13 protein-coding genes are annotated in these 20,199 nt (G+C 65.8%); 8 read left to right on the plus strand and 5 right to left on the minus strand.

Annotation, left to right across the window (positions count from 1 at the left end):
* Nucleotides 1–27: 27 nt before the first annotated feature.
* Together AC1Q5S_RS18665 and AC1Q5S_RS18670 are read left to right on the plus strand one after the other, a co-directional pair.
* Nucleotides 28–1,941 (plus strand): potassium transporter Kup, encoded by a 1,914-nt coding sequence (locus AC1Q5S_RS18665; RefSeq protein ID WP_492239215.1) that lies wholly within the window; start codon nt 28–30, stop codon nt 1,939–1,941.
* 185 nt (nt 1,942–2,126) lie between these two features.
* Complete coding sequence (locus AC1Q5S_RS18670) at nt 2,127–4,475, plus strand: putative bifunctional diguanylate cyclase/phosphodiesterase (RefSeq protein ID WP_492239216.1); 2,349 nt, start codon at nt 2,127–2,129, stop codon at nt 4,473–4,475.
* A gap of 221 nt (nt 4,476–4,696) precedes the next feature.
* On the opposite strand, the gene AC1Q5S_RS18675 is transcribed toward AC1Q5S_RS18670, so the two are convergent.
* The 3 genes from AC1Q5S_RS18675 to msrA all read right to left on the minus strand — a co-directional run bounded on the left by AC1Q5S_RS18675 (nt 4,697) and on the right by msrA (nt 8,077).
* Nucleotides 4,697–6,790: a TonB-dependent receptor domain-containing protein gene (locus AC1Q5S_RS18675; RefSeq protein ID WP_422205450.1), complete on the minus strand. Its 2,094-nt coding sequence runs from the start codon at nt 6,788–6,790 to the stop codon at nt 4,697–4,699.
* 194 nt (nt 6,791–6,984) lie between these two features.
* Nucleotides 6,985–7,455: a hypothetical protein gene (locus tag AC1Q5S_RS18680; RefSeq protein ID WP_492239217.1), complete on the minus strand. Its 471-nt coding sequence runs from the start codon at nt 7,453–7,455 to the stop codon at nt 6,985–6,987.
* Between the two features lie 82 nt (nt 7,456–7,537).
* Nucleotides 7,538–8,077: a peptide-methionine (S)-S-oxide reductase MsrA gene (gene msrA, locus AC1Q5S_RS18685; RefSeq protein ID WP_303836064.1), complete on the minus strand. Its 540-nt coding sequence runs from the start codon at nt 8,075–8,077 to the stop codon at nt 7,538–7,540.
* Nucleotides 8,078–8,173: 96 nt separating this feature from the next.
* Here msrA and AC1Q5S_RS18690 point away from each other — a divergent pair, with 96 nt between their 5' ends.
* From AC1Q5S_RS18690 to AC1Q5S_RS18715, 6 genes are all read left to right on the plus strand, one after another.
* Nucleotides 8,174–8,854: a TetR/AcrR family transcriptional regulator gene (locus tag AC1Q5S_RS18690; RefSeq protein ID WP_303836062.1), complete on the plus strand. Its 681-nt coding sequence runs from the start codon at nt 8,174–8,176 to the stop codon at nt 8,852–8,854.
* A gap of 5 nt (nt 8,855–8,859) precedes the next feature.
* Nucleotides 8,860–10,047, plus strand: a complete 1,188-nt coding sequence (locus tag AC1Q5S_RS18695) for an efflux RND transporter periplasmic adaptor subunit (RefSeq protein ID WP_492239218.1) — start codon at nt 8,860–8,862, stop codon at nt 10,045–10,047.
* A 6-nt stretch (nt 10,048–10,053) separates the two neighbouring features.
* Nucleotides 10,054–13,281, plus strand: coding sequence for an efflux RND transporter permease subunit (locus AC1Q5S_RS18700; RefSeq protein WP_492239219.1), 3,228 nt, complete (start codon nt 10,054–10,056; stop codon nt 13,279–13,281).
* A gap of 24 nt (nt 13,282–13,305) precedes the next feature.
* A complete protein-coding gene (locus AC1Q5S_RS18705; protein ID WP_422203294.1) occupies nt 13,306–14,019 on the plus strand; it encodes a protein-L-isoaspartate O-methyltransferase family protein in 714 nt (237 codons plus the stop codon).
* Nucleotides 14,020–14,040: 21 nt separating this feature from the next.
* Nucleotides 14,041–14,382 carry a rhodanese-like domain-containing protein gene (locus tag AC1Q5S_RS18710; RefSeq protein WP_303836054.1) on the plus strand — a complete coding sequence of 114 codons (342 nt, stop codon included), beginning with the start codon at nt 14,041–14,043 and terminating at the stop codon, nt 14,380–14,382.
* A 61-nt stretch (nt 14,383–14,443) separates the two neighbouring features.
* Nucleotides 14,444–15,766, plus strand: coding sequence for a TolC family outer membrane protein (locus AC1Q5S_RS18715; protein WP_492239220.1), 1,323 nt, complete (start codon nt 14,444–14,446; stop codon nt 15,764–15,766).
* A 39-nt stretch (nt 15,767–15,805) separates the two neighbouring features.
* On the opposite strand, the gene AC1Q5S_RS18720 is transcribed toward AC1Q5S_RS18715, so the two are convergent.
* Together AC1Q5S_RS18720 and AC1Q5S_RS18725 are read right to left on the minus strand one after the other, a co-directional pair.
* A complete protein-coding gene (locus tag AC1Q5S_RS18720; RefSeq protein ID WP_492239221.1) occupies nt 15,806–18,496 on the minus strand; it encodes a bifunctional acetate--CoA ligase family protein/GNAT family N-acetyltransferase in 2,691 nt (896 codons plus the stop codon).
* Nucleotides 18,497–18,671: 175 nt separating this feature from the next.
* Entirely contained in the window at nt 18,672–20,030 is a 1,359-nt protein-coding gene (locus tag AC1Q5S_RS18725) for a 3-deoxy-D-manno-octulosonic acid transferase (RefSeq protein WP_492239222.1), read from the minus strand.
* Nucleotides 20,031–20,199 lie beyond the last annotated feature (169 nt).

Genomic DNA, 20,199 nt, shown 5'->3' on the forward strand with positions numbered 1-20,199 from the left:
GCAGCCTTGCGCATCCAAGGACCCTCCATGCAGCACCCCGACACCGCCCCCCTGCCCGGTACGGCTTCCCACACAGGCCACAAGCAGGGCCTCGCAGCCCTCACGCTGGCCGCCATCGGCGTCGTCTATGGCGACATTGGCACCAGCCCTCTTTACACCGTCAAGGAGATATTTGCGCCGCACACCGGCGTGCCGCTGGACGCACCGCACCTGATCGGCGCGGTCTCCACCATCATCTGGGCACTGATGCTGGTGGTTACGCTCAAGTACGTGATCTTGATCCTGCGCGCCGACAACCACGGCGAAGGGGGTGGCCTGGCGCTGACCGCACTCGCCGCCCGCGCGGTGGAGCGGCGTCCCGCCTTGCGCCGCGGTCTGCTGCTGCTGGGAGTGTTCGGCGCCACGCTGTTCTACGGCGACAGCCTGATCACTCCGGCCATTTCGGTGTTGGGCGCCATGGAAGGGCTGGAAGTGCTGACCCCGGCGCTCAAGCCCTGGGTGGTGCCGGCCACGGTGGCCATCCTGATCGGGCTGTTCCTGGTGCAGCGCTTCGGCACCGCGGTAATGGGCCGCTTCTTTGGACCGATCATCGTGCTGTGGTTCACCGTACTCGGCGCGGTGGGTGCCTGGCACATCGTGCAGGAGCCGGCCATCCTGGCGGCCCTGAACCCACAGTACGCCTGGAAATTCCTGTCAGCACGCGGCTGGCATGTCTTCGCGGCAGTGGGTGCCATCGTGCTGGCGCTGACCGGCGCAGAGGCGCTGTACGCCGACATGGGCCACTTCGGCCGCAGGCCGATCCAGATCGCGTGGACCGGCCTGGTGCTGCCCGGCTTGGCACTGAACTACCTGGGCCAGGGCGCGCTGCTGATAGGCGACCCGGCGGCGATTCAGAATCCCTTCTACCGCCAGTTCTCCGAGGCTTGGCTGCTGCCCGCGCTGGCGCTGGCCACGCTGGCTGCCATCATCGCCTCGCAAGCCGTCATCTCTGGCGCGTACTCGTTGACCAAGCAGGCGATCCAGCTGGGCTTCCTGCCGCGCATGCGGGTGCGCTACACCAGCGCACGAGAAATGGGCCAGATCTACATGCCCGGTGTCAACTGGGCCCTGCTGATCGGCGTGCTGGCCGTGGTACTGTTCTTCCGCAGCTCCTCAGCGCTGGCCAGCGCCTACGGCATTGCAGTGACGCTGACCATGATGATCACCACCGTGCTGACTTATTTCGTTGTGCGCGAAGGCTGGCGCATGCCGGCACCAGTGGCCATCGGCGCCACCGCGTTCTTCTTGCTCATCGACGCGCTGCTGGTGGCCAGCTGCGCGATCAAGTTCCTCGACGGCGGCTGGTTCCCGCTCACGCTGGGCCTGGCGCTGTTCGTGCTGATGAGCACCTGGCGTCGGGGGCGTGAACTGTTGATGGAGAGCATCCGCCGCGACGGTGTGGTGCTGCGGGACTTTATCGCCAAGCTCGATCCCCGCAGCGTGAGTCGTGCTGAACGCACCGCCGTGTACCCGGTGGCCGCCCCCGACACCGTGCCGCAGGCCCTGCTGCACAACCTGAAGCACAACCAGGTGCTGCATGCGCGCAATGTGATCCTCACGGTGCGATTCCACGACGTGCCCTGGATACCGATGGAACGCCGGGTGGACGTGCAGGCTCTGGACCACGGTTTCTGGCGGGTGCAGGTGAACTACGGCTTCATGAACACGCCCGACATACCGAAGGCGCTGGAGCTGACCGCCTCGCACGGGCTGGCGGTGCCGCTGTTCGAGACCAGCTACTTCCTCAGCCACGAGACCGTGGTGCCCTCACCGGGCGGCGGCATGCCGGACTGGCGCAAAAAGCTGTTCGCCACCATGAGCCAGAACGCCGGCGGCGTCGTGGAGTTCTTCCGCCTGCCGGGCAACGCAGTGGTGGAGCTTGGAACGCGGGTGCCGATATGACGGCCGGGTGGCGGTGGAATTTGGACCTGGGCCAAGGGTGTGGCAACCTGGTCAGCAGGTCGCATAAGCTGTCATCGTCGCTTGCTTGAACGCGCCGACAATCTGCTTTGGTGACCACAGTGTTCGCAACTTGTCCGATAGGCCCTGCGCGGTTTACAGTCGATCAATAGGGAGCCGAAGGGACGATGAAAAAAAATATTCTGAGTGCACTGTCGCCATTCCGAAGTGTCCGGACCCGTTTCTCGGTGGCCATGGGTGTGCTTGGTTTGGTGTTTGGTCTGTTGCTCACGGGCATCATCGGCTGGCGGACCGAGAGAGATCTACGGGCCGCAGCGCATGACAGCCTTAATTCCATTGCCTCTAGTATTGCGCACCGACTCAATGAGGACCTGGCCAACCGCCACACCGAAGTGGCCATGATGGCAGACCTGTTGAACAGCAAGCTGTTATCGCCTGATTCCATCGGGCAGGTGATTGATGGACTCAAGGGCCGTCAGCCGGTCTACGCTTGGATTGGCCTCGCAGACAGGCAGGGCGTGGTGTTGGCTGCTACTGACGGCCTGTTGCTCGGCCAGAACGTCAGTACAAGGCCCTGGTTTAACACGGCTCTGTCGGGCGGGTTTGTGGGTGATCCGCACGAAGCCAAGCTGCTGGCACCGCACATGAAACGCGGGGCGAATGGTGAGCCCCTCAGATTCGTCGATGTGGCAGTGCCCTTGCTCGACCAAAGCCAGCAAGTGGTGGGGGTTCTGGGGGCCCACTTGTATTGGGACTGGGTCAACAGTGTGGTGCGTAACTCCATCGATCAGCGCGATCGCCAGGGCTCTGTGGAGGTGTTGATTGCGCACAAGAACGGCCACTGGCTGCTGACGCCGCGCCAAGAGATCGCCGCCGACCTGTCTGCGCTGAAAGCCGGGAATACCAACGGTGAATATGTGATGGCCCGCAAAATGGTGCCGCCTGTGAACAGCACCAGCGGTCTGGATTGGACCATCGTCGTCATGGAAGACGTGAAGTACGCCCATGCGGCCATCCGCGAGAGCCGCACCTTCATGTTGCTGTTTGCGGCTGCGCTGGCGGGGACGTTTGCGGCGCTTACTTGGGTGGTCGGTGGCAAGGTGGCGCAGCCAATCGTCAAGCTGGCGCGTGCCACCCAGAATCAGGCTGCATTTGCCGATTACGCCAAAGAGTCCAGTCAGGGCGAAGGCACCGATGAGACGCGGGCGCTGGGCCAGTTCATGCACCAGCTCGCCCACTACGATTCGCTCACCGGCCTGTCCAACCGGAAGGAATTCACAGGCCGCATTGGCCAAGCGATAGCGCGCACCGCCTCCACGCACTCACACAGTGCGCTGCTGCTGCTGAACATCGACAATTTTGGTGTTTTCAACAATATCAAGGGCTACGAAGCCGGCGACCAGATGCTGATTGCCGTAGCCCAGCGACTGCGCGGCCTACTGGAAGAAGACACAGCGCTGTCCCGCATCAGTGGCGACGAATTCGTGATCGTGCTGGAAGATCTGGGGCATGAGACGGCACATGCCGTGGCCCAGGCGCAGGCTGTTGCACACCGATTGCTTCTCAGCTTCAACACGCCGTTTGCCCTGGAAATCGGCACCTACAGCACGCACGCCTCCATAGGCATCTACCTGATCACACCTGAGCCGCGACGCGTGAGTGATGCCGTTTTGTACGCCGAGCTGGCAATGCGTGAAGCCAAACGACTGGGCAGGAACCAGATCGCGGTGTTCACGGACAGCATGCACGCCCAGTTGGCGGAGCAGGTCAAGTTGAAAGAAGACTTGGCGGCGGGCATTCCGAGCCAATTGGTTCTTCTGTACCAACCGCAAGTGGACCGGGAGGGCAAGGTCGAAGGCGCAGAGCTGCTGGTGCGCTGGCGTCACCCAGAGAAGGGTCTGGTATCGCCGGCGCTGTTCATTCCCGTAGCGGAAGAAACGGGGCTGATCATGCCTGTCGGCCGGTGGGTCATGGAGAACGCCTGCCAGCAGATCAACCGCTGGAAAGGCGACCCGCGCCGACAACATCTGGTGCTGTCGGTGAACGTCAGTGCCCGGGAGTTTGCCTCCAAGGACTACGTCTTACAGGTTGGCAGCATCCTGGCCGAAACGGGCGCCAATCCTGCCCGACTCAAGCTGGAATTGACCGAGAGCATCTTGGCCACTGATATCGAAGATGTCATCTCCAAGATGTATCAACTCAAACAGATGGGCCTGACTTTCTCGCTGGACGATTTTGGCACCGGTTTCTCATCGTTGAGCTACCTCAGACGCATGCCTATCGATCAACTCAAGATTGATCAGTCTTTCGTGCGAAACCTAGCGAGTGACCACAATGACGCGTCCATCGTTCGGACCATCATTTCCTTGGGCCAGAACCTGGGTGTGGGGGTGATTGCGGAGGGTGTAGAGGAGTGGTCGCAAAGAGCGCTATTGGAACAACTGGGATGCATCCACTACCAAGGATATCTGTTTGGCAAACCAATGCCACTGATCGAATTTGAGAATACGGTCTGAGCGGCACTGTTCGGTTGGCGGCCGCCAGCGTGAGTTCGGCCACAGCGGCTGAAAAGCAGGAGACGCTGCTTGGCGCGCAGTCGCGGTTTGCCGGCGTACTTACGCAACAGGTCGCAGGGCGTCATCCAAACCCCAAGATCTGACCCAAAAATAGCGACCGGACGGGCAAGGCTCCCACTGCCAGCACGGTCGCTTTACGTCACATCAAAACTCCAGCAACGTCAAAACGCCACCTTCACCCCCACCGTCACATTCCGCCCCATCAGCGGCGCGGCATTCTTGATGAACGAGGTGTGTGCATACGCCAGCCGGTCCGTCAGGTTGTTCGCCTTCAGATACACCTGCCACGGCGCGCCGCTGCTCAGCTGGCCGTTGTAGCTCACGCCCAGGTTCAGCATGCCGTAGCCGGGCGTGGCGGTTTCAAACTCGGCCACGCGGTTCTGGCGCGCCACCTGCACCCATTCGACCTGGCTTTCCCAGGCCTGCCAGCTGGCGTCCAACCGCACCCCTGCGCGGGTGGCGGGGATGCGGGGCAGCAGACCGCCGCCGTCCTGTTTGGCGCGCACGGTGTCGCCAAAAAGGGTGATGCCCAGATGGCGGTTCAGGCGCTGGCGCACCTGGCCTTCGATGCCGGTGAAGGTGGCATCCTGCTGGCTGTATTGCAGCAGTTGCAGGCCATCTACCTCGTCGAGTGTGCGGCCGTAGATGTAGTTGCTGATGCGGTTCCTGAAGAGGCTCACACCAAAGGTGGTGTCGCCGCTGGTCTTGCGCAGGCTGAGGTCGATGTTCTGCGAGATCTCGGACTTCAGGTCGGCGTTGCCGCGTTCGTAGGTGCTGGTGGCCATGTGCAGGCCCTGGGCGTACAGCTCTTCGGCGGTGGGGGCGCGGCTGGCGCGGGTGAACGAGGTGCCCAGCTGGTAGCCGGGCGTGAACTTCCACACCGCGCCCAGCGATGCGGACGTGCCGTTGTGGCTGCGCTCGATGCCACTGGTCTGGGCCTCGGCCGTCTGGCGGTCGTGGCGCAGGGCGGCTTCAAGGCGCCAGTCGCCCAGGCGGACTTCCTCCAGCGCAAAGAAGCCCAGCTTGCGGGTGATGGTGGGCTCGACATAGGCCTCTTCGCCGTCGGCGCTGAACTTGCGTTGCGAGGTTTGCAGGCCGATCACGCCCTTGAAGCCGGCCACGGGTGCGTGCTGCAGCTCGATGCGGGTGTCGTAGGCCTTGTTTTTGAAGGTGGTGCCGATGGCGCCGTCCTCGATCTCGTCGTGCCTGTAGTCGGTAACGCCCGCCCGCAGCCGCAGTGCCGTGAAGCCGGCGAACGGATTGCGCAGCTCGCCCCGGATGTCGAGGCGCTCGCTGCGCAGGTCGACCACGGGCACGTCGCCAGGCGCTTCGGCGCCATGGTCGTCGTCCTCTTCGCCTGCGTGCGCGCCGCAGTGCAAGTGGTCGCCATCGGCGTGGCAGCCGTCAAGGCTGTGGTTGTGGCCTGGCAAACCGTATTTGGCGGTCTGGCGGGTGTAGGCCGCGCCCAGGTAGCCCTGGTCACCCACCCACGACAGGCCCACGCTGCCGGTGTCCGTGCGGTTGAAGCTGCCCGGCACTTTGCTGCCGCCCGACCAGCCCTTGCCCACGCGGTAGTCTCCCGCGTCCCGCGCCACGCCTTCGACGTGCACGGCCAGGTTGCCAGCCCCGCCGGTGAGCGAGAAGGCCCCTGCCCCCTCGCCCGCGCCCGAGTTGGCACGCAGCTCGGCACTGCCCTCGTAACCCTTTTGCGGGATGGCGGTGGGCACTTTGCCATCCAGCACATTGACCACGCCGCCCACGGCGCCGTTGCCATAGACCAGGGCCGAGGGGCCGCGCAGCACCTCGATCTGCGTGGCCAGCAGGGGTTCGGAGACCACGGCGTGGTCGGGGCTGATGGTGGAAGCGTCGTGCAGTTCGGCACCGTCGCTCAGCAGCTTGACGCGCGGGCCGTCCATGCCGCGAATGATGGGGCGGCTGGCACCGGCGCCAAAGTGGCTGCTGGTGATACCGGGCTCGCTGCTGAGCGTTTCGCCCAGGGTGGCCTCGCGGCGGCGCACGAGTTCGTCGCCTTCCAGCACGGTGGTGGGGGTGGTCATGTCGCTGGCGCCCAGTTGCAGGCCGCTGGCGGACACGGTGACGGGGGGCAGGCCGGGTGCTTCGGTGGGTGGCGCGGCCTGCGCATGGGCCAGGCTGGTGCCCGACAGCGTGAGGATGGCGGCCAGCGCGACGGGGCGCAGGGCCGGGTGGCGGCGGCTGCGGCTGCGGGTGCTGTGTGCGTGTGCAAGGAGGTTCATGGTGTTTCTGAAAAGAGGTGCGCGCACCGGCGCGGCCTGGGCCTGGCGCAGGGGCATGGTTTCATGCGTCGGGGCATGAAAATGGAATAAAAAGCGGCTGTAGCGCCTGATCATCAAGCGCCAATAGCTATGAAATAAGAAGTAAACAGCGCGTGCTGCGGTGCAGCCGGGCCGCAGTGTGGTGGCTGCGGGTGTCAGGCCGCGGGGGGGCCGCGTGCCTGGAGCGGCGTAAACCACCGCAGCAGGACGGGTTCGGAGCGGTAGGCCCGCCGCGCTTGCGCGGGCACCACAGCTGGCAGCGCCATGGGGGCGCTGTGCAAGGCATCGCCCAGGGCCAATTGGTCGAGCAAAAGGCAGTCGGGCGCGGCATGGTCGCCCCAAAGTGCCTGCAGCAGGCCTGTGTCGGCGTCTGCCACATGTGCCCTGACCGTGCCGCCTTGGGAGGCCGCCACCTGCGGGGCATGCCCCGCGTGCACCGGGTTGCTGCGCCCACCGTGGGCCACCTCGTGCAGGCGGCCCACGGTGGGGGCGATGACCAGTGCCAGCAGCAGCCAGGTCAAGGCAGCCCGGGCCGAGAGCTGCTGCCGCCAGCGCCCGTGCATGCCCACCCGGCGGGCCATGGCCTGCAGGGTTGAAAGGGCGGTGGGGGCTGCTGGCAGACTCACTTTGATATTACTTTTATAGCTGCTCGCGCTTGCGGGTCGAGCGCTATAGCCCGATTTTATTCGGATCTTTGCCAGCGTCGGTTCAGTCGGGCTTTAGATACCGTGCAAACGTCTTGCGAAACTTCTCCACTTTCGGTCCCACCACAAACGCGCAATAACCGGCGTTCGGATGGTTGGCAAAGTAGTCCTGGTGGTAGGCCTCGGCCACGCTGTAGTTGGCCAGCGGCTGCACCTCGGTGGTGATGGGCGCGCCAAACAGCTTGTCTTGCGACATCTGGCGAATCATATCGTTGGCAATCTTGCCGTGCTCGGGGGTCTCGTAATAGATGCCGCTGCGGTATTGCGTGCCCACATCGTTGCCCTGGCGATTGAGGGTGGTGGGGTCGTGGGTGTGGAAGAAGATTTCGAGGATCTCCTGCAGGCTGATGGCGTCGGCATCAAACGCCAGGCGCACCACCTCGGCGTGGCCGGTGTCGCCTTGGCAGATCTGCTCGTAGCTGGGGTGGATGGTGTGGCCGTTGGTGTAGCCGCTTTCCACGTCGGTGATGCCGCGCACGCGGACAAAAACCGCTTCGGTGCACCAAAAACAACCGCCGCCGAGCGTGATGGTTTGCTGTGTCATGGAAGTTTCCTTGCCTCAGTGGATGTGCAGCGCCGCATTATGAATTGACGCTGTTGCGAGCGCTGGCTACATTACTAACCAGTCAGTCATTAACAGATGCAGTCCGAATCTTCCCCTCTTCCCGGCACGGTGGCCAAACGCGAACGGCGCAAGCAGGCGCGCCCCGGCGAACTCATCGAGGCCGCGCTGGATCTGTTTGTCGAAAAAGGCTTTGCGGCCACCCGGGTGGATGAGGTGGCGGCGCGTGCGGGGGTGTCCAAAGGCACGCTGTTTCTGTACTTTCCAAGCAAGGAAGAGCTGTTCAAGGCCGTGGTGCGCGAAAACATCGCGGGCCGTTTTGCCGAATGGACGCTGGAGCTCGACGCCTTCGAGGGCAGCACCGACGACCTGCTGCGCTACTGCTATCAGGTGTGGTGGGAGCGCATCGGCAGCACCAAGGCCTCGGGCATCACCAAGCTCATGCTGAGCGAAGCGCACCATTTTCCTGAAATCACCCAGTTCTACCAGCGCGAGGTGATGGGCCCGGGCCAGGCGCTGATCCGCCGCATCCTGCAGCGTGGTGTGGACCGCAACGAGTTCCGGCCGCTCGACATGGACTGCGCGGTGTATCTGGTGCTGGCCCCGATGATCTTCCTCATGCTGTGGAAGCACTCCATGGGCGCCTGCGTGCCGGATACCCAGAGCCTGGACCCCGAAAAATACCTGGCCATGCAGGCCGACAACATCCTGCACGGCCTGTGCGCGACTGCGCCCTCCTCCGGTCCTTCAACGACCTGATCGCCATGAAACGCTGGATTGTCTGGATGGCTGTTGCCACCACCGTAGTGCTGGTGGGCGGCGGCGTCTGGCGCGCACTGGCCGCGCGGCAGGCGCAGCAAAAGGCCCTGACCGAATCGAGCGTGCAGGGCAAGGAAGCCGCGCTGGATCTGGCGCCGGGCGAGATGGTCATTGTGCGGCGCCAAAGCCTTGCCCTCGCGGTGCCGGTGTCGGGCGCGCTGCGCGCCGTTGAATCCGCCATGGTCAGGGCCCGCGCGGCGGGCGAGCTGCAGGGCCTGACCCTGAGCGAGGGCGACAGCGTGCGCGCCGGGCAGGAAATCGCCCGCATCGACGCCACCGAGGCGCGGGCCCGTCTGCGCCAGGCCCAGCAGCAGGCCGATGCCGCCAAAGCGCAGGTGGATATCAGCCAGCGCCAGTTCACCAACAACCGCGCGCTGGTGGACCAGGGCTTTATTTCTGCCACGGCGCTGGCCACCTCGCAGGCCAGCCTGGAGGCCGCGCAATCGACCTACCAGGCGGCGCTGGCCGCTGCCGATGTGGCGCGCAAGGCGCTGGACGACACCGTGCTGCGCAGCCCGCTGACGGGCCAGGTGTCGCAGCGGCTGGCACAGCCCGGCGAGCGCGTGGGGGTGGATGCCCGCATCGTCGAGGTGGTGGACCTGTCGCGGCTGGAACTCGAAGCCCTGCTGAGCCCGGCCGACTCATGGGCCGTGCGCGTGGGGCAAAAGGCCCGCCTGCACATCGAGGGCGTGGCCAGCCCCATCGTGGCCACGGTGGCCCGCATCAACCCCAGCGCCCAAGCCGGCAGCCGCACCGTGCCGGTGTACCTGGTCATCGAGCAGGGCGCGGCGGCATCGGTGCTGCGCCAGGGGCTGTTTGTGCAGGGCGCGCTCGACACGGGGCACGCCGAGGTGCTGGCACTGCCACTGGATGCCGTGCGCACCGACAAACCGGCGCCCTACGTGCAGGTGGTGCAAAGCGGCCGTGTGGCGTATCTGCCGGTCAAGACCGGCCAGCGTGCGGTGGTGGGGGGCGACACGCTGGTGGCGGTCGAGGGCGTGCCCGAGGGCACGGCGGTGGTGGCCGGGCGCATGGGTTCGCTGCGCGCGGGAACGCCCGTGCGCATCCACGAGATCCAGGAAAGCACGCCCGCCACCCCGGCCGCAGCTTCTGCATCGCGCGCCGCACCGTAAGCAGCCATGTGGTTCACCCAGGTCAGCCTGAAAAACCCGGTGTTCGCCACCATGGTGATGCTCGCCATCGTGGTGCTGGGCCTGTTTTCTTACCAGCGCCTCAAGGTCGACCAGTTTCCGGACATCGACTTTCCGGTGGTGGTGGTCACGGTGGACTACCCCGGTGCTTCGCCGGAAATCGTGGAGAGCGAGGTCACCAAGAAGATCGAGGAAAGCGTCAACTCGATTGCCGGCATCAACGCCCTCACCTCGCGCAGCTACGAGGGCACCGCCGTCGTCATCATCGAGTTTCAGCTGCACATCGATGGCCGCAAGGCGGCCGAAGACGTGCGCGAGAAGGTGGCCATTGTTCGCCCCACCCTGCGCACCGAGGTGAAAGAGCCGCGCGTGCTGCGGTTTGACCCGGCCAGCCGTGCCGTGTGGTCGCTCGCCGTGCTGCCCGACGACAAGGCTGGCACAACGGCTCCCTCCGCGGTCAAGCTGACCACCTGGGCCGAGCAGATCCTGAAGAAACGGCTGGAAAACGTGCGCGGCGTGGGCGCCGTGAACCTGGTGGGTGCCACCCGGCGCGAGATCAACATCTACCTGAACCCGCAGGCGCTCGAAGCCTTCGGCGTGACCCCCGACCAGGTGGTGGCTGCCGTGCGCAACGAAAACCAGGATCTGCCCGTGGGCGCCATCCGGTCCCTCGCGCAGGAGCGCGTGGTGCAGATCGACGCGCGCATGCAGCGCCCCGAAGATTTTGGCCGCATTATCGTGGCGCGCAAAGGCACAGGAGCCGCCGGTCAAGCCAGCGGGGGCGCCCCCGTGCGGGTGGAACAGGTGGCCCGCGTCAACGACGGCGCGCAGGAAGTGGAAAGCCTGGCGCTATACAACGGCGAACGCACGCTGCTGCTGTCGGTGCAGAAGTCACAGGGCGAAAACACCATCGAAGTGGTGGACGGCCTGAATGCCGCCGTGGCAGAACTCCAGCGCCAGCTGCCGCCCGGCGTGCGCCTGGAAACCATTGGCGACAGTGCCCGCCCGATTCGCGTGGCCGTGAACAACGTGCGCCAGACGCTGATCGAGGGTGCCCTGCTCACGGTGCTGATCGTGTTTTTGTTTCTGAACTCGTGGCGTTCCACCGTCATCACGGGCCTCACGCTGCCGATTGCGCTGATCGGCACGTTTTTGTTCATGAACCTGTGCGGCTTCACCATCAACATGATCACGCTGATGGCGCTCTCCCTGTGCGTGGGCCTGCTGATCGACGATGCCATCGTGGTGCGCGAGAACATCGTGCGCCATGTGCAGATGGACAAAAACGCCTACCAGGCGGCCATGGATGGCACGCAGGAAATTGGCCTGGCCGTGCTGGCCACCACGCTGTCCATCGTGGCGGTGTTCCTGCCCATCGGGTTCATGGGCGGCATCATCGGCAAGTTCTTCCATGAGTTCGGCATCACCATCGTGGCGGCGGTGCTGATCTCGATGTTTGTCAGCTTCACGCTCGACCCCATGCTGTCGAGCATCTGGCATGACCCCAGCATCCATGCGCATGGGCAACACACCGAGCCGGTCACGTTCTACGACAGGACCATCGGCCGCGTGACGGGCTGGTTCGACCGCGCCACCGATGCCCTGGCCGAGGCCTACCAGGGCATTCTGCGCTGGTCGCTGGTGCACAAGCTCGCCACCCTGGGCATTGCGCTGGCCATTTTTGTGCTGAGTGTCTTCATGGTGCCGCTGCTGGGCACCGAGTTTGTTCCCAAGGCCGATTTTTCGGAGACCACCGTCAATTTCTACACACCCGTGGGCTCGTCGCTCGAAGCCACCGAGGCCAAGGCGCGCCAGGTGGAGGGCATTCTGCGCGGGTTTCCCGAGGTGCGCTACACGCTGTCCACCCTTAATACCGGCACTGCGCAAGGCAAGATGTACGCCAGCATCTACGTGCGCCTGGTGGACCGCAAGGACCGCAGCCGCAGTGTGGACGCCATGTCGGGCGTGCTGCGCGAGCGCCTGGCGCAGGTGCCGGGCATCACCGTCACCCATGTGGGCCTGCTCGACCCGGTGGGCGGCCAAAAGCAGGTGGAGTTTTCGCTGCAGGGGCCGGACCTGCAGGAGCTGGAGCGCCTGACAAGAATCGTTTCCGAAAAGATCCACGGCATTCCGGGCCTGGTGGACCTCGACACCAGCGCCAAGCCCGACAAGCCCGTGATCGCGCTCGATGTGCAGCGCGATGCGGCCTCGGACCTGGGGGTGTCGGTGGCGCAGCTGGCCGCCTCGCTGCGCACGCTGGTGGCGGGCACCACGGTGGGCAACTGGCGCGCGCCCGACGACCAGACCTACGACGTGAACGTGCGCCTGGCCCCCGAGGCCCGCACCACGCCGCAGGACCTGGAGCACCTGCCCTTTGCGCTGGCGTCAGCCGATGGCGGCACGCGCATCGTGCGCCTGAACCAGGTGGCCCGGGTGAGCGAATCCACCGGCGCCAACCAGATCAACCGGCGCGACCTCACGCGCGAGGTGGCCGTGACGGCCAACGTGGCCGACCGATCGGCGGGCGAGGTGTCGAATGACATCAAGAAAGCGCTCGACAGCGTGGCCTTTCCCCCCGGTTACCGTTACCAGTTTGGCGGCTCCACCAAGAACATGGCGGAGTCGTTCGGTTACGCCATCTCGGCGCTGGTGCTGGCCATTGTGTTCATCTACATGATCCTGGCCAGCCAGTTCAAGAGCTTCCTGCAGCCGCTGGCGCTGATGACCTCGCTGCCGCTCACGCTGATCGGCGTGGTGCTGGCGCTGCTGATGTTCCGCTCCACGCTGTCGATGTTCTCCATCATCGGGGTGGTGATGCTGATGGGCCTGGTCACCAAGAATGCCATCTTGCTGGTGGACTTTGCCATCCGTGCCCGCGCGGAACATATCGACGATGCCGGCCACACCGTGCCCGGCCTGCCGCGCGCCGAGGCCCTGCTGCTGGCCGCCCGCGTGCGGCTGCGCCCCATCCTCATGACCACGCTGGCCATGATTTTTGGCATGGTGCCACTGGCGTTTGCGCTGTCCGAGGGCTCGGAGCAGCGCGCGCCCATGGGCCAGGCCGTGATTGGCGGCGTGATCACCTCCTCGCTGTTGACGCTGGTGGTGGTGCCGGTGGTGTATTGCTACATGGACGATCTGGCCCGCTGGGCACTTGTCCGCCTGGGCCGCGACCAGCCTGCGTCCGTGGCCCCTAAAATCAAGGGTTTGTCCTGACCCGTCTTCCCCTGGAGAGATTCCATGAACATGCCTCTGAACACGTCTGCCAACATCAGCGATCCCGTTGAACAGGCCCGCTACAACATGATCGAGCAGCAGATCCGCCCCTGGAACGTGCTCGATGCCGACGTGCTGGAGCTGCTGGCGGTGGTACGCCGCGAAGAATTCGTGCCCCCGGCCTGCCGCAGCATGGCCTTCATGGACATCGAAATCCCCTTGCTGGGCAGCGACGCCACGGAAGCCGTTCGCCTGGGCCACAGCATGCTGCAGCCGCGCCTGGAAGCACGCATGCTGCAAGACCTGAAGATCTTGCCCACCGACCGCGTGCTGGAAATCGGTGCCGGCTCGGGCTACATGGCGGCGCTGCTGGCCCAGCGTGCGGAGAGCGTGGTCTCGCTCGAAATCGTGCCCGCGCTGGCCGAGATGGCGCAAGACAACCTTCAGCGTGCCGGCATCGCCAACGCCCATGTGCGCGTGTCAGACGGCTCCCGCGATGCCGTGCCCGAAGGCCCGTTCGACGTGATCGTGCTCAGTGGCTCCGTGGCCAGCATTCCGCAGAACCTGCTGTCGATGCTGCGCGAAGGTGGCCGCCTGGCCGCCATCGTGGGCCAGGAGCCCGTCATGCGCTTCACGCTGGTGCGCCGCACGGGCGACCGTTTCGACACCACCCAGCCCTGGGACACCGTCGCGCCGCGCCTGGTGGGCTTTGCCGAACCTTCGGACTTTTCCTTCTGATTGGGCGGCGAGGAGTTCTGCATGATCGACCATGTCCGCCCCGCGCAGCTGTCCGCCTGGTTTGCACAGGCCTCTGCCGCGGGCCAGCCGCTGGTGCTGGACGTGCGCGAGCCCTGGGAGCTGCAAACCGCCAGCGTGCGCACGGACGGGTTTGAACTGGTGGCGATTCCCATGGGGCAGCTGCCTGGCCGGCTGGCCGAGCTGGACCCTTCCCGCCCCCTGGCGTGCCTGTGCCACCACGGTGCCCGCAGCCTGCGCGTGGCGGCTTTCCTGGCGCAGCAAGGTTTTGGCACGCTGGCCAACATCACGGGCGGCATCGATGCGTGGTCCCGCGAACACGACACCAGCGTGCCACGGTACTGAAATGCGTTGGCCCACCTTGTTCGCGCCACCCCTTGCGCCCAGATCGACCTGAAGGACCTCCATGAACCTGCTTCGGCTACTTCCCCTGGCCCTCGCCACCGCCCTTTGCACACCGGCGCAGGCCCAGAGCCTTTTGCAACTGGTGGACGCAGCGCGTGGCTACGACACCGTATGGCAGGCGGCCAAGCTCCAGCTGGATGCGGCCTCCAGCCGCGCCGAACAGGCCCGCGCCGGCCTGCTGCCCAGTGCCGGCCTGTCTGCCGGCGTATCCCGCACCAGCACCGAAGTCACCCGCCCCAGCGTGGACTTCAACGGCAGCTCGCAGAACCTGGGGGTGAGCGCCTCGCAGCCTTTGTTCCGTCCGGCCAACCGCATCAACTTCCAGCAGGGCCAGCGCGGCGTCGATGTGGCCCTTGCGCAGCTGGACGCCGCAACCCAGGACCTGCTGGTGCGCGTCAGCCAGGCTTACTTTGATGTGCTCGCGGCCCAGGACACGCTCACCTTCGTGCAGGCGCAAAAAGCGGCCGTTTCCGAGCAACTGGCTTCCGCCAAGCGCAATTTCGAGGTGGGCACCTCCACCGTGACCGACTCGCGCGAGGCCCAGGCCCGCTACGACCTGGTCATCGCCCAGGAAATTGCCGCCGAGAACGACCTGCGCGTGAAAAAACTGGCCCTCGACCAGCTGGTGGGCGTGACCGGCACCCGGCCCCTGCCCCTGGTCCAGCCGGTGACGCTGCCCACCGTGCAGCCCGACAACGTGGTGCAATGGGTGCAGACGGCGCAAGAGCAGCAGCCGGGTTTGCGCCAGGCCCAGATCGCCCTGGACATTGCGCGCCTGGAAACCCGCAAGGCCGGCACCGGGCATCTGCCCACGGTGGATCTGCAGGCCGGCTATAACGTCGTGCGCAATCCCAACGGCACGGTCACCGCGCCGGGCATGAACGGCCGCACCAACAATGCCAGCGTGGGCGTGGCCCTGAACCTGCCGCTTTTTGCCGGTTTTGCCGTGCAGAACCGCATCAAGGAAACGCTGGCCCTCGAAGAAAAGGCCGCTGCCGACCTCGAAACCGCGCGCCGCAACGTGGCGCAGGCCACCCGGGCCGCCTTCTTTGGCGTGCAGTCCGGCCAGGGCCAGGTGCATGCCCTGGAAGCGGCCGAAGCCTCCAGCCAGAGCGCGCTCGACGCCAACAAGCTCGGCTACCAGGTGGGTGTGCGCATCAACATCGACGTGCTCAATGCCCAAAGCCAGCTCTACCAGACCAAGCGCGATCTGGCGCAGGCGCGCTACAACGTGCTGCTGGGCACCCTCAAGCTGCGCCAGGCGGCCGGCACCCTGGCGCAAGAGGACGTGGAAGCCATCAACCGTTTGCTGCAGCAGCCGTAGCCACCACACAGTCCCTGCCTGAAAACAAGGGGCGCGCGCCTACAAGGTGTGGGTGACCAACCTGAAATCTGCGTCGTCTGAATAGGGCTTGACCACAAAGCCCAGGCTGCGCATGAGCTTGAGCATGCCGGGGTTGTTGGCCAGCACCAGGCCTTCCATTTCGGCCAGGCCCTTGTCGCGCGCCACATCCATGATGCTCAGCATCAGGCGCGAACCCAGACCCTTGCCATTGAAGTCGTCGGCCACCACCAGTGCGAATTCGCAGCTCGACTGGTCGGGATTGGTGACGTAGCGCGACACCCCCACGATGCGCTCGGTTTCGGTGCTGTCGCCGTCATCGCCCACCGTGCGTTCGCGGAATACGGCCACCAGCGCCATTTCGCGGTCATAGTCGATCAGGGTGAAACGTGCCAGCATCGAGGCCGGCAGTTCCACCATCGACGAGATGAAACGGAAATACCGGCTTTCGGGCGACAGGTGCTGCACGAGCTGCTGCAGCATCTGCGCATCGTCGGGATGGATGGGGCGCACCAGGTATTCGCCGCCCCCGCGCATGGGCCACCGTTGTTCGTAGCGTGCGGGATACGGCAGGATGGCCAGGTGGCTGAAGCTGTCGGCCCGCCCGCCCGAAGTGTTGGCCGCGTGGTCGATGGCAATGCGCGCATCCACCGCCACGACGCCCTGCTCGTCCACGATGAGCGGATTGATGTCCATCTCGCGCAGCTGGGGCAAGGCACACACCATTTCCGACACGCGCAGCAGCACTTGCTCCAGCGCGTCATGGTCCACCGCGCTGGCGCCGCGCCACTCACCCAGCGTTTCGGCCACGCGTGAGCGCTCGATCAGCCGCCGTGCCAAAAACTGGTTGAGCGGGGGCAGCTCCATGGCGCGGTCGTTGATCAGTTCGATCATGGTGCCGCCCGCTCCAAACGTGATCACCGGGCCGAACGGGTCGTCGGTGACGAGGCCGATGCAGATCTCGCGCCCGCGCCGGGCGCCAGCCATGTTCTGCACCGTCACGCCGTTGATGCGGGCATCGGGTTGTAGGCGGGCCACGCGCTGCACCATGTCGGTGTAGGCATCGCGGGCGCCGGTGCCGTTGTGGATGTTCAGGGCCACGCCGCCGACGTCGGATTTGTGGCTGATGTCGGGCGAGTCGATCTTCAGCGCCACCGGAAAGCCCATCTGCGTGGCGATCATCATGGCTTCGTGCGCGCTGCGTGCCAGGATGGTCTTGGTCACAGGAATGTGGAACGCCGCCAGCAGCGTCTTGGACTCCATCTCGGTCAGCACCTTGCGCCGCTCGGCCAGCACGCTTTCGATGACCAGGCGCGCGCCCTCAATGTCGGGCTTGGCCAGCGTGGACAGCGGTGGCGGCGTCTGCTGCAGCAGTTGCTGGTTCTGGTAGAACGACGCGATGTTGCCAAAGGCCCCCACGGCGGCCTCGGGCGTGCGAAAGCTCGGGATGGCGGCCTCCAGCAAGATGGCGCGCGCCGGCACCACCGAGGTGTCGCCCATCCAGCAGGCCAACAGCGGCTTGCTCATGCTGCGCTTGACCTCGGCCAGCGCGGTCGCCACCGCACAGGCGTCCGAGCCAGCCTTGGGGGAGTGGATGGCCAGCACGCCATCCACCTGCCGGTCTTTGCAGGCCGCTTCGATGGCCAGGCGATAGTGCTCGGCGCTAGCGTCTTCCGACAGGTCGATCAGATCCGACAGCGACGCCAGGGGCGGCAACTTAGGCGCCAGCGCACGCGCCGATTCGGGTGACAGCTTGCCCAGGCTCAGCAGGATCTCATTGACCCAGTCGGCCGCCAGCACGCCGGGCCCGCCGCCGTTGGTGACGATGGCCAGGCGCTTGCCCACCGGCCGGTAGCGCGAAGCCAGGCACTTGGCCGCCGAGAACAACTCGACGAACGAGCGCACGCGCACCGCGCCAGCGCGGCGCAAGGCGGCGTCGAACACATCGTCGCTGCCCACGATGGTGCCGCTGTGCGTCTGGGCGGCCTCATTGCCCGCCGGCTTGCGCCCGGCCTTGAGCACCACCACCGGCTTGGCATTGGCGGCCGAGCGCAGCGCACTCATGAAACGGCGCGCGTTGGAGATGCCTTCCATGTAGACGACGATGCTCTGCGTGCGCGCATCGTGGGCCAGAAAGTCGAGCACCTGGGCAATGTCCACGTCGGTGTTCGGCCCCAACGACACCACGGTCGAGAACCCTACGGCGTTGTTGCGGGCCCAGTCCAGGATCGACGCCGTGAGCGCGCCCGACTGGCACACCAGTGCCAGCGAGCCATCGCGCGCCAGCGGGCCGGCCGCGCTGGCATTGAGCTGCAGGTGCGGCCGCTGGAACCCGAGTGAATTGGGGCCCAGCAGGTACAAGCCCTCGCGGCGCGCAATTTTCTTGAGGCGGGCGGCCCGGTCGGCATCCATGCCGCTTGACAGCACCAGCGCCGCGCGGCAGCCGATGCGCCCCGCCACTTCCAGCGCAGCCGGCACCTCGGCGGGCGGCAGTGCGACGATGGCCAGATCGGCCTTTCTTTGCGCCAGGTCGGCCAGCGTGCCGCTGGTGTGGGTATCGACAAACTGCAGGCTGCCGGCAAAGCGCTGCGCGCGCAGGGCCGGATGCAGCGCTTGCGCATACGAGGTGAGGTTTTCGGGTTCGTCGGCCTTGCCCGCCAGTATGGCAATGGAAGCGGGGGCAAAAAGCGGCGTGAGGTAGTGTTTGTCCATGGGTCTTGCAGCGGCGTCGGGCCGCCCATCAATGATCAGCCAGCGGTGGGAGGAACTGTGGCACAGCTGCGGGCGTGTCGGCACAAAGCCGAGTACGCAAGGTGACATTTCCGGCAGGCACGGGCCTGAAACACAGTTGCGGGCCCGGCATTTTTTGCCCCCACTGCGTGCCGTTTCATGGCGCCGCAGCAAGGCCCAGCATGGCCGCGATGGCGGCGGCGGTCAGCCGCGCTGCGCCGCGATGCTGCTGCATGAATTCCTGGGCCAGGTCGCGGGCGACGGCCAGCCGGGGGGCGTCGGTGGCCAGGTCACAGGCCAGCGCCACCCCCTGCCCGATATCTTCCGCGCGGTGCGCCACGCCCTGTTCACAGGCCAGCGTGGCTGCCTCGGCAAAGTTGAAGGTGTGTGGCCCCAGCACCACGGGGCAGCCGCAGGCAATGGCCTCGATCAGGTTCTGCCCGCCCAGCGGCGCAAAGCTTCCGCCGAGCAAGGCCACATCGGCCAGGCTGTAATACAGCACCATTTCGCCCAGCGAGTCGCCCAGCCAGACATCGGCGGGCCCGGGGCCGTCGGCCCACTGGCTGCGGCTCGATACGGTCAGGCCAGCGCTGCACAGCTGCTGCTGCACTTCGGCAAAGCGCTGGGGGTGGCGCGGCACTACCAGCCATTGGACCGGTTTATCCACTCGATTTGCTTCACTATTGATAGCTTCGAGCGCTTTCCCATTGAGCGCTGGAGTGCTTTTGTGCTTCAAGGCAGCCAGCCACATCGATTCTTCACCGTCGCGGCTGCTGGCCAGCATGACCACGGGCCGGGCACTGCCTGCGCGCCATGCACGCCCCCGCGCCCGTTGCCCGGCATCGGGCGCCACGTCGAACTTGAGGTTGCCAAAGACACCCTGCACCGGCGCGCCGATGGCTTGCAGGCGCTCGGCGTCGGCATCGGTCTGGGCCCAGACGGCCGCCAAGCCGCCATAGGCCGGACGGGCCAGCGCCGCCAGCCGCAGCGACTTGCGCAGCGATTTTTCATTGAAGCGTGCATTGGCCAGCACCAGCGGTATGCCACGCTGCCGGCAGCCCGCCACTAGGTTGGGCCAGACCTCGGTTTCCATGAGGATGCCGATGGTGGGCCGGAACTGGCGCAAGAAGCGGCGCACTGCTCCCGGCGTGTCCCAGGGCTGCCACACCTGCACGTCGCCGGGCAACAGCAGTTTCTCGCCCTCGGCCCGGCCCGTGGCGGTGCCATGGGTGAGCAGCAGGCGCATGCCGGGCAGCTGCCGGCGCAGCTCGGCCAGCAAGATGGCGGCGGCCCGGGTTTCGCCCAGCGATACGGCGTGGATCCACACAAACCGGCCCAGCGGGTCGGTGCTGCTTTGGGGAATCAGGCTGTCGATAGGCCGCGCATAACGGCCAAAGCGCTCGCCCACCGCGTGGCCGTAGCCGGGCTCGGCGATGGCGCGGCGCCGCAGCTTGCGCCGCACCAGCGGCTGGGCGGCCCAGGTCAGGGCGGAGTACAGCCAGAGTGCGAGGCTCATCTCTGCGTTCCAGGATGCCGCATGCCACCCGGATCGGATGAAACTGGCGCGGCCCAAGGCCAAGGCAGCCAAGCAAGGGCCGCCCCGCAGCGAGGGCTGCGTCCCCCTGCCCGCAGCGCGCAGCGCTGCGGGAGCGGGGGGAAGCGACGAAGTCGCTCAGGGGGGTGTT

This window comes from Acidovorax sp. GW835-FHT14B10 (genome assembly GCF_058793725.1).

What these genes read in the sequence shown, in the direction of transcription:
- AC1Q5S_RS18670 (WP_492239216.1), top strand. Translation starts at nt 2,127, where the DNA reads ATGAAAAAAAATATTCTGAGTGCACTGTCGCCATTCCGAAGTGTCCGG.
- AC1Q5S_RS18705 (WP_422203294.1), top strand. Translation starts at nt 13,306, where the DNA reads ATGAACATGCCTCTGAACACGTCTGCCAACATCAGCGATCCCGTTGAA.
- AC1Q5S_RS18675 (WP_422205450.1), bottom strand. Translation starts at nt 6,790, where the DNA reads ATGAACCTCCTTGCACACGCACACAGCACCCGCAGCCGCAGCCGCCGC.
- AC1Q5S_RS18665 (WP_492239215.1), top strand. Translation starts at nt 28, where the DNA reads ATGCAGCACCCCGACACCGCCCCCCTGCCCGGTACGGCTTCCCACACA.
- AC1Q5S_RS18690 (WP_303836062.1), top strand. Translation starts at nt 8,174, where the DNA reads ATGCAGTCCGAATCTTCCCCTCTTCCCGGCACGGTGGCCAAACGCGAA.
- AC1Q5S_RS18695 (WP_492239218.1), top strand. Translation starts at nt 8,860, where the DNA reads ATGAAACGCTGGATTGTCTGGATGGCTGTTGCCACCACCGTAGTGCTG.
- msrA (WP_303836064.1), bottom strand. Translation starts at nt 8,077, where the DNA reads ATGACACAGCAAACCATCACGCTCGGCGGCGGTTGTTTTTGGTGCACC.
- AC1Q5S_RS18725 (WP_492239222.1), bottom strand. Translation starts at nt 20,030, where the DNA reads ATGAGCCTCGCACTCTGGCTGTACTCCGCCCTGACCTGGGCCGCCCAG.
- AC1Q5S_RS18715 (WP_492239220.1), top strand. Translation starts at nt 14,444, where the DNA reads ATGAACCTGCTTCGGCTACTTCCCCTGGCCCTCGCCACCGCCCTTTGC.
- AC1Q5S_RS18710 (WP_303836054.1), top strand. Translation starts at nt 14,041, where the DNA reads ATGATCGACCATGTCCGCCCCGCGCAGCTGTCCGCCTGGTTTGCACAG.
- AC1Q5S_RS18720 (WP_492239221.1), bottom strand. Translation starts at nt 18,496, where the DNA reads ATGGACAAACACTACCTCACGCCGCTTTTTGCCCCCGCTTCCATTGCC.
- AC1Q5S_RS18700 (WP_492239219.1), top strand. Translation starts at nt 10,054, where the DNA reads ATGTGGTTCACCCAGGTCAGCCTGAAAAACCCGGTGTTCGCCACCATG.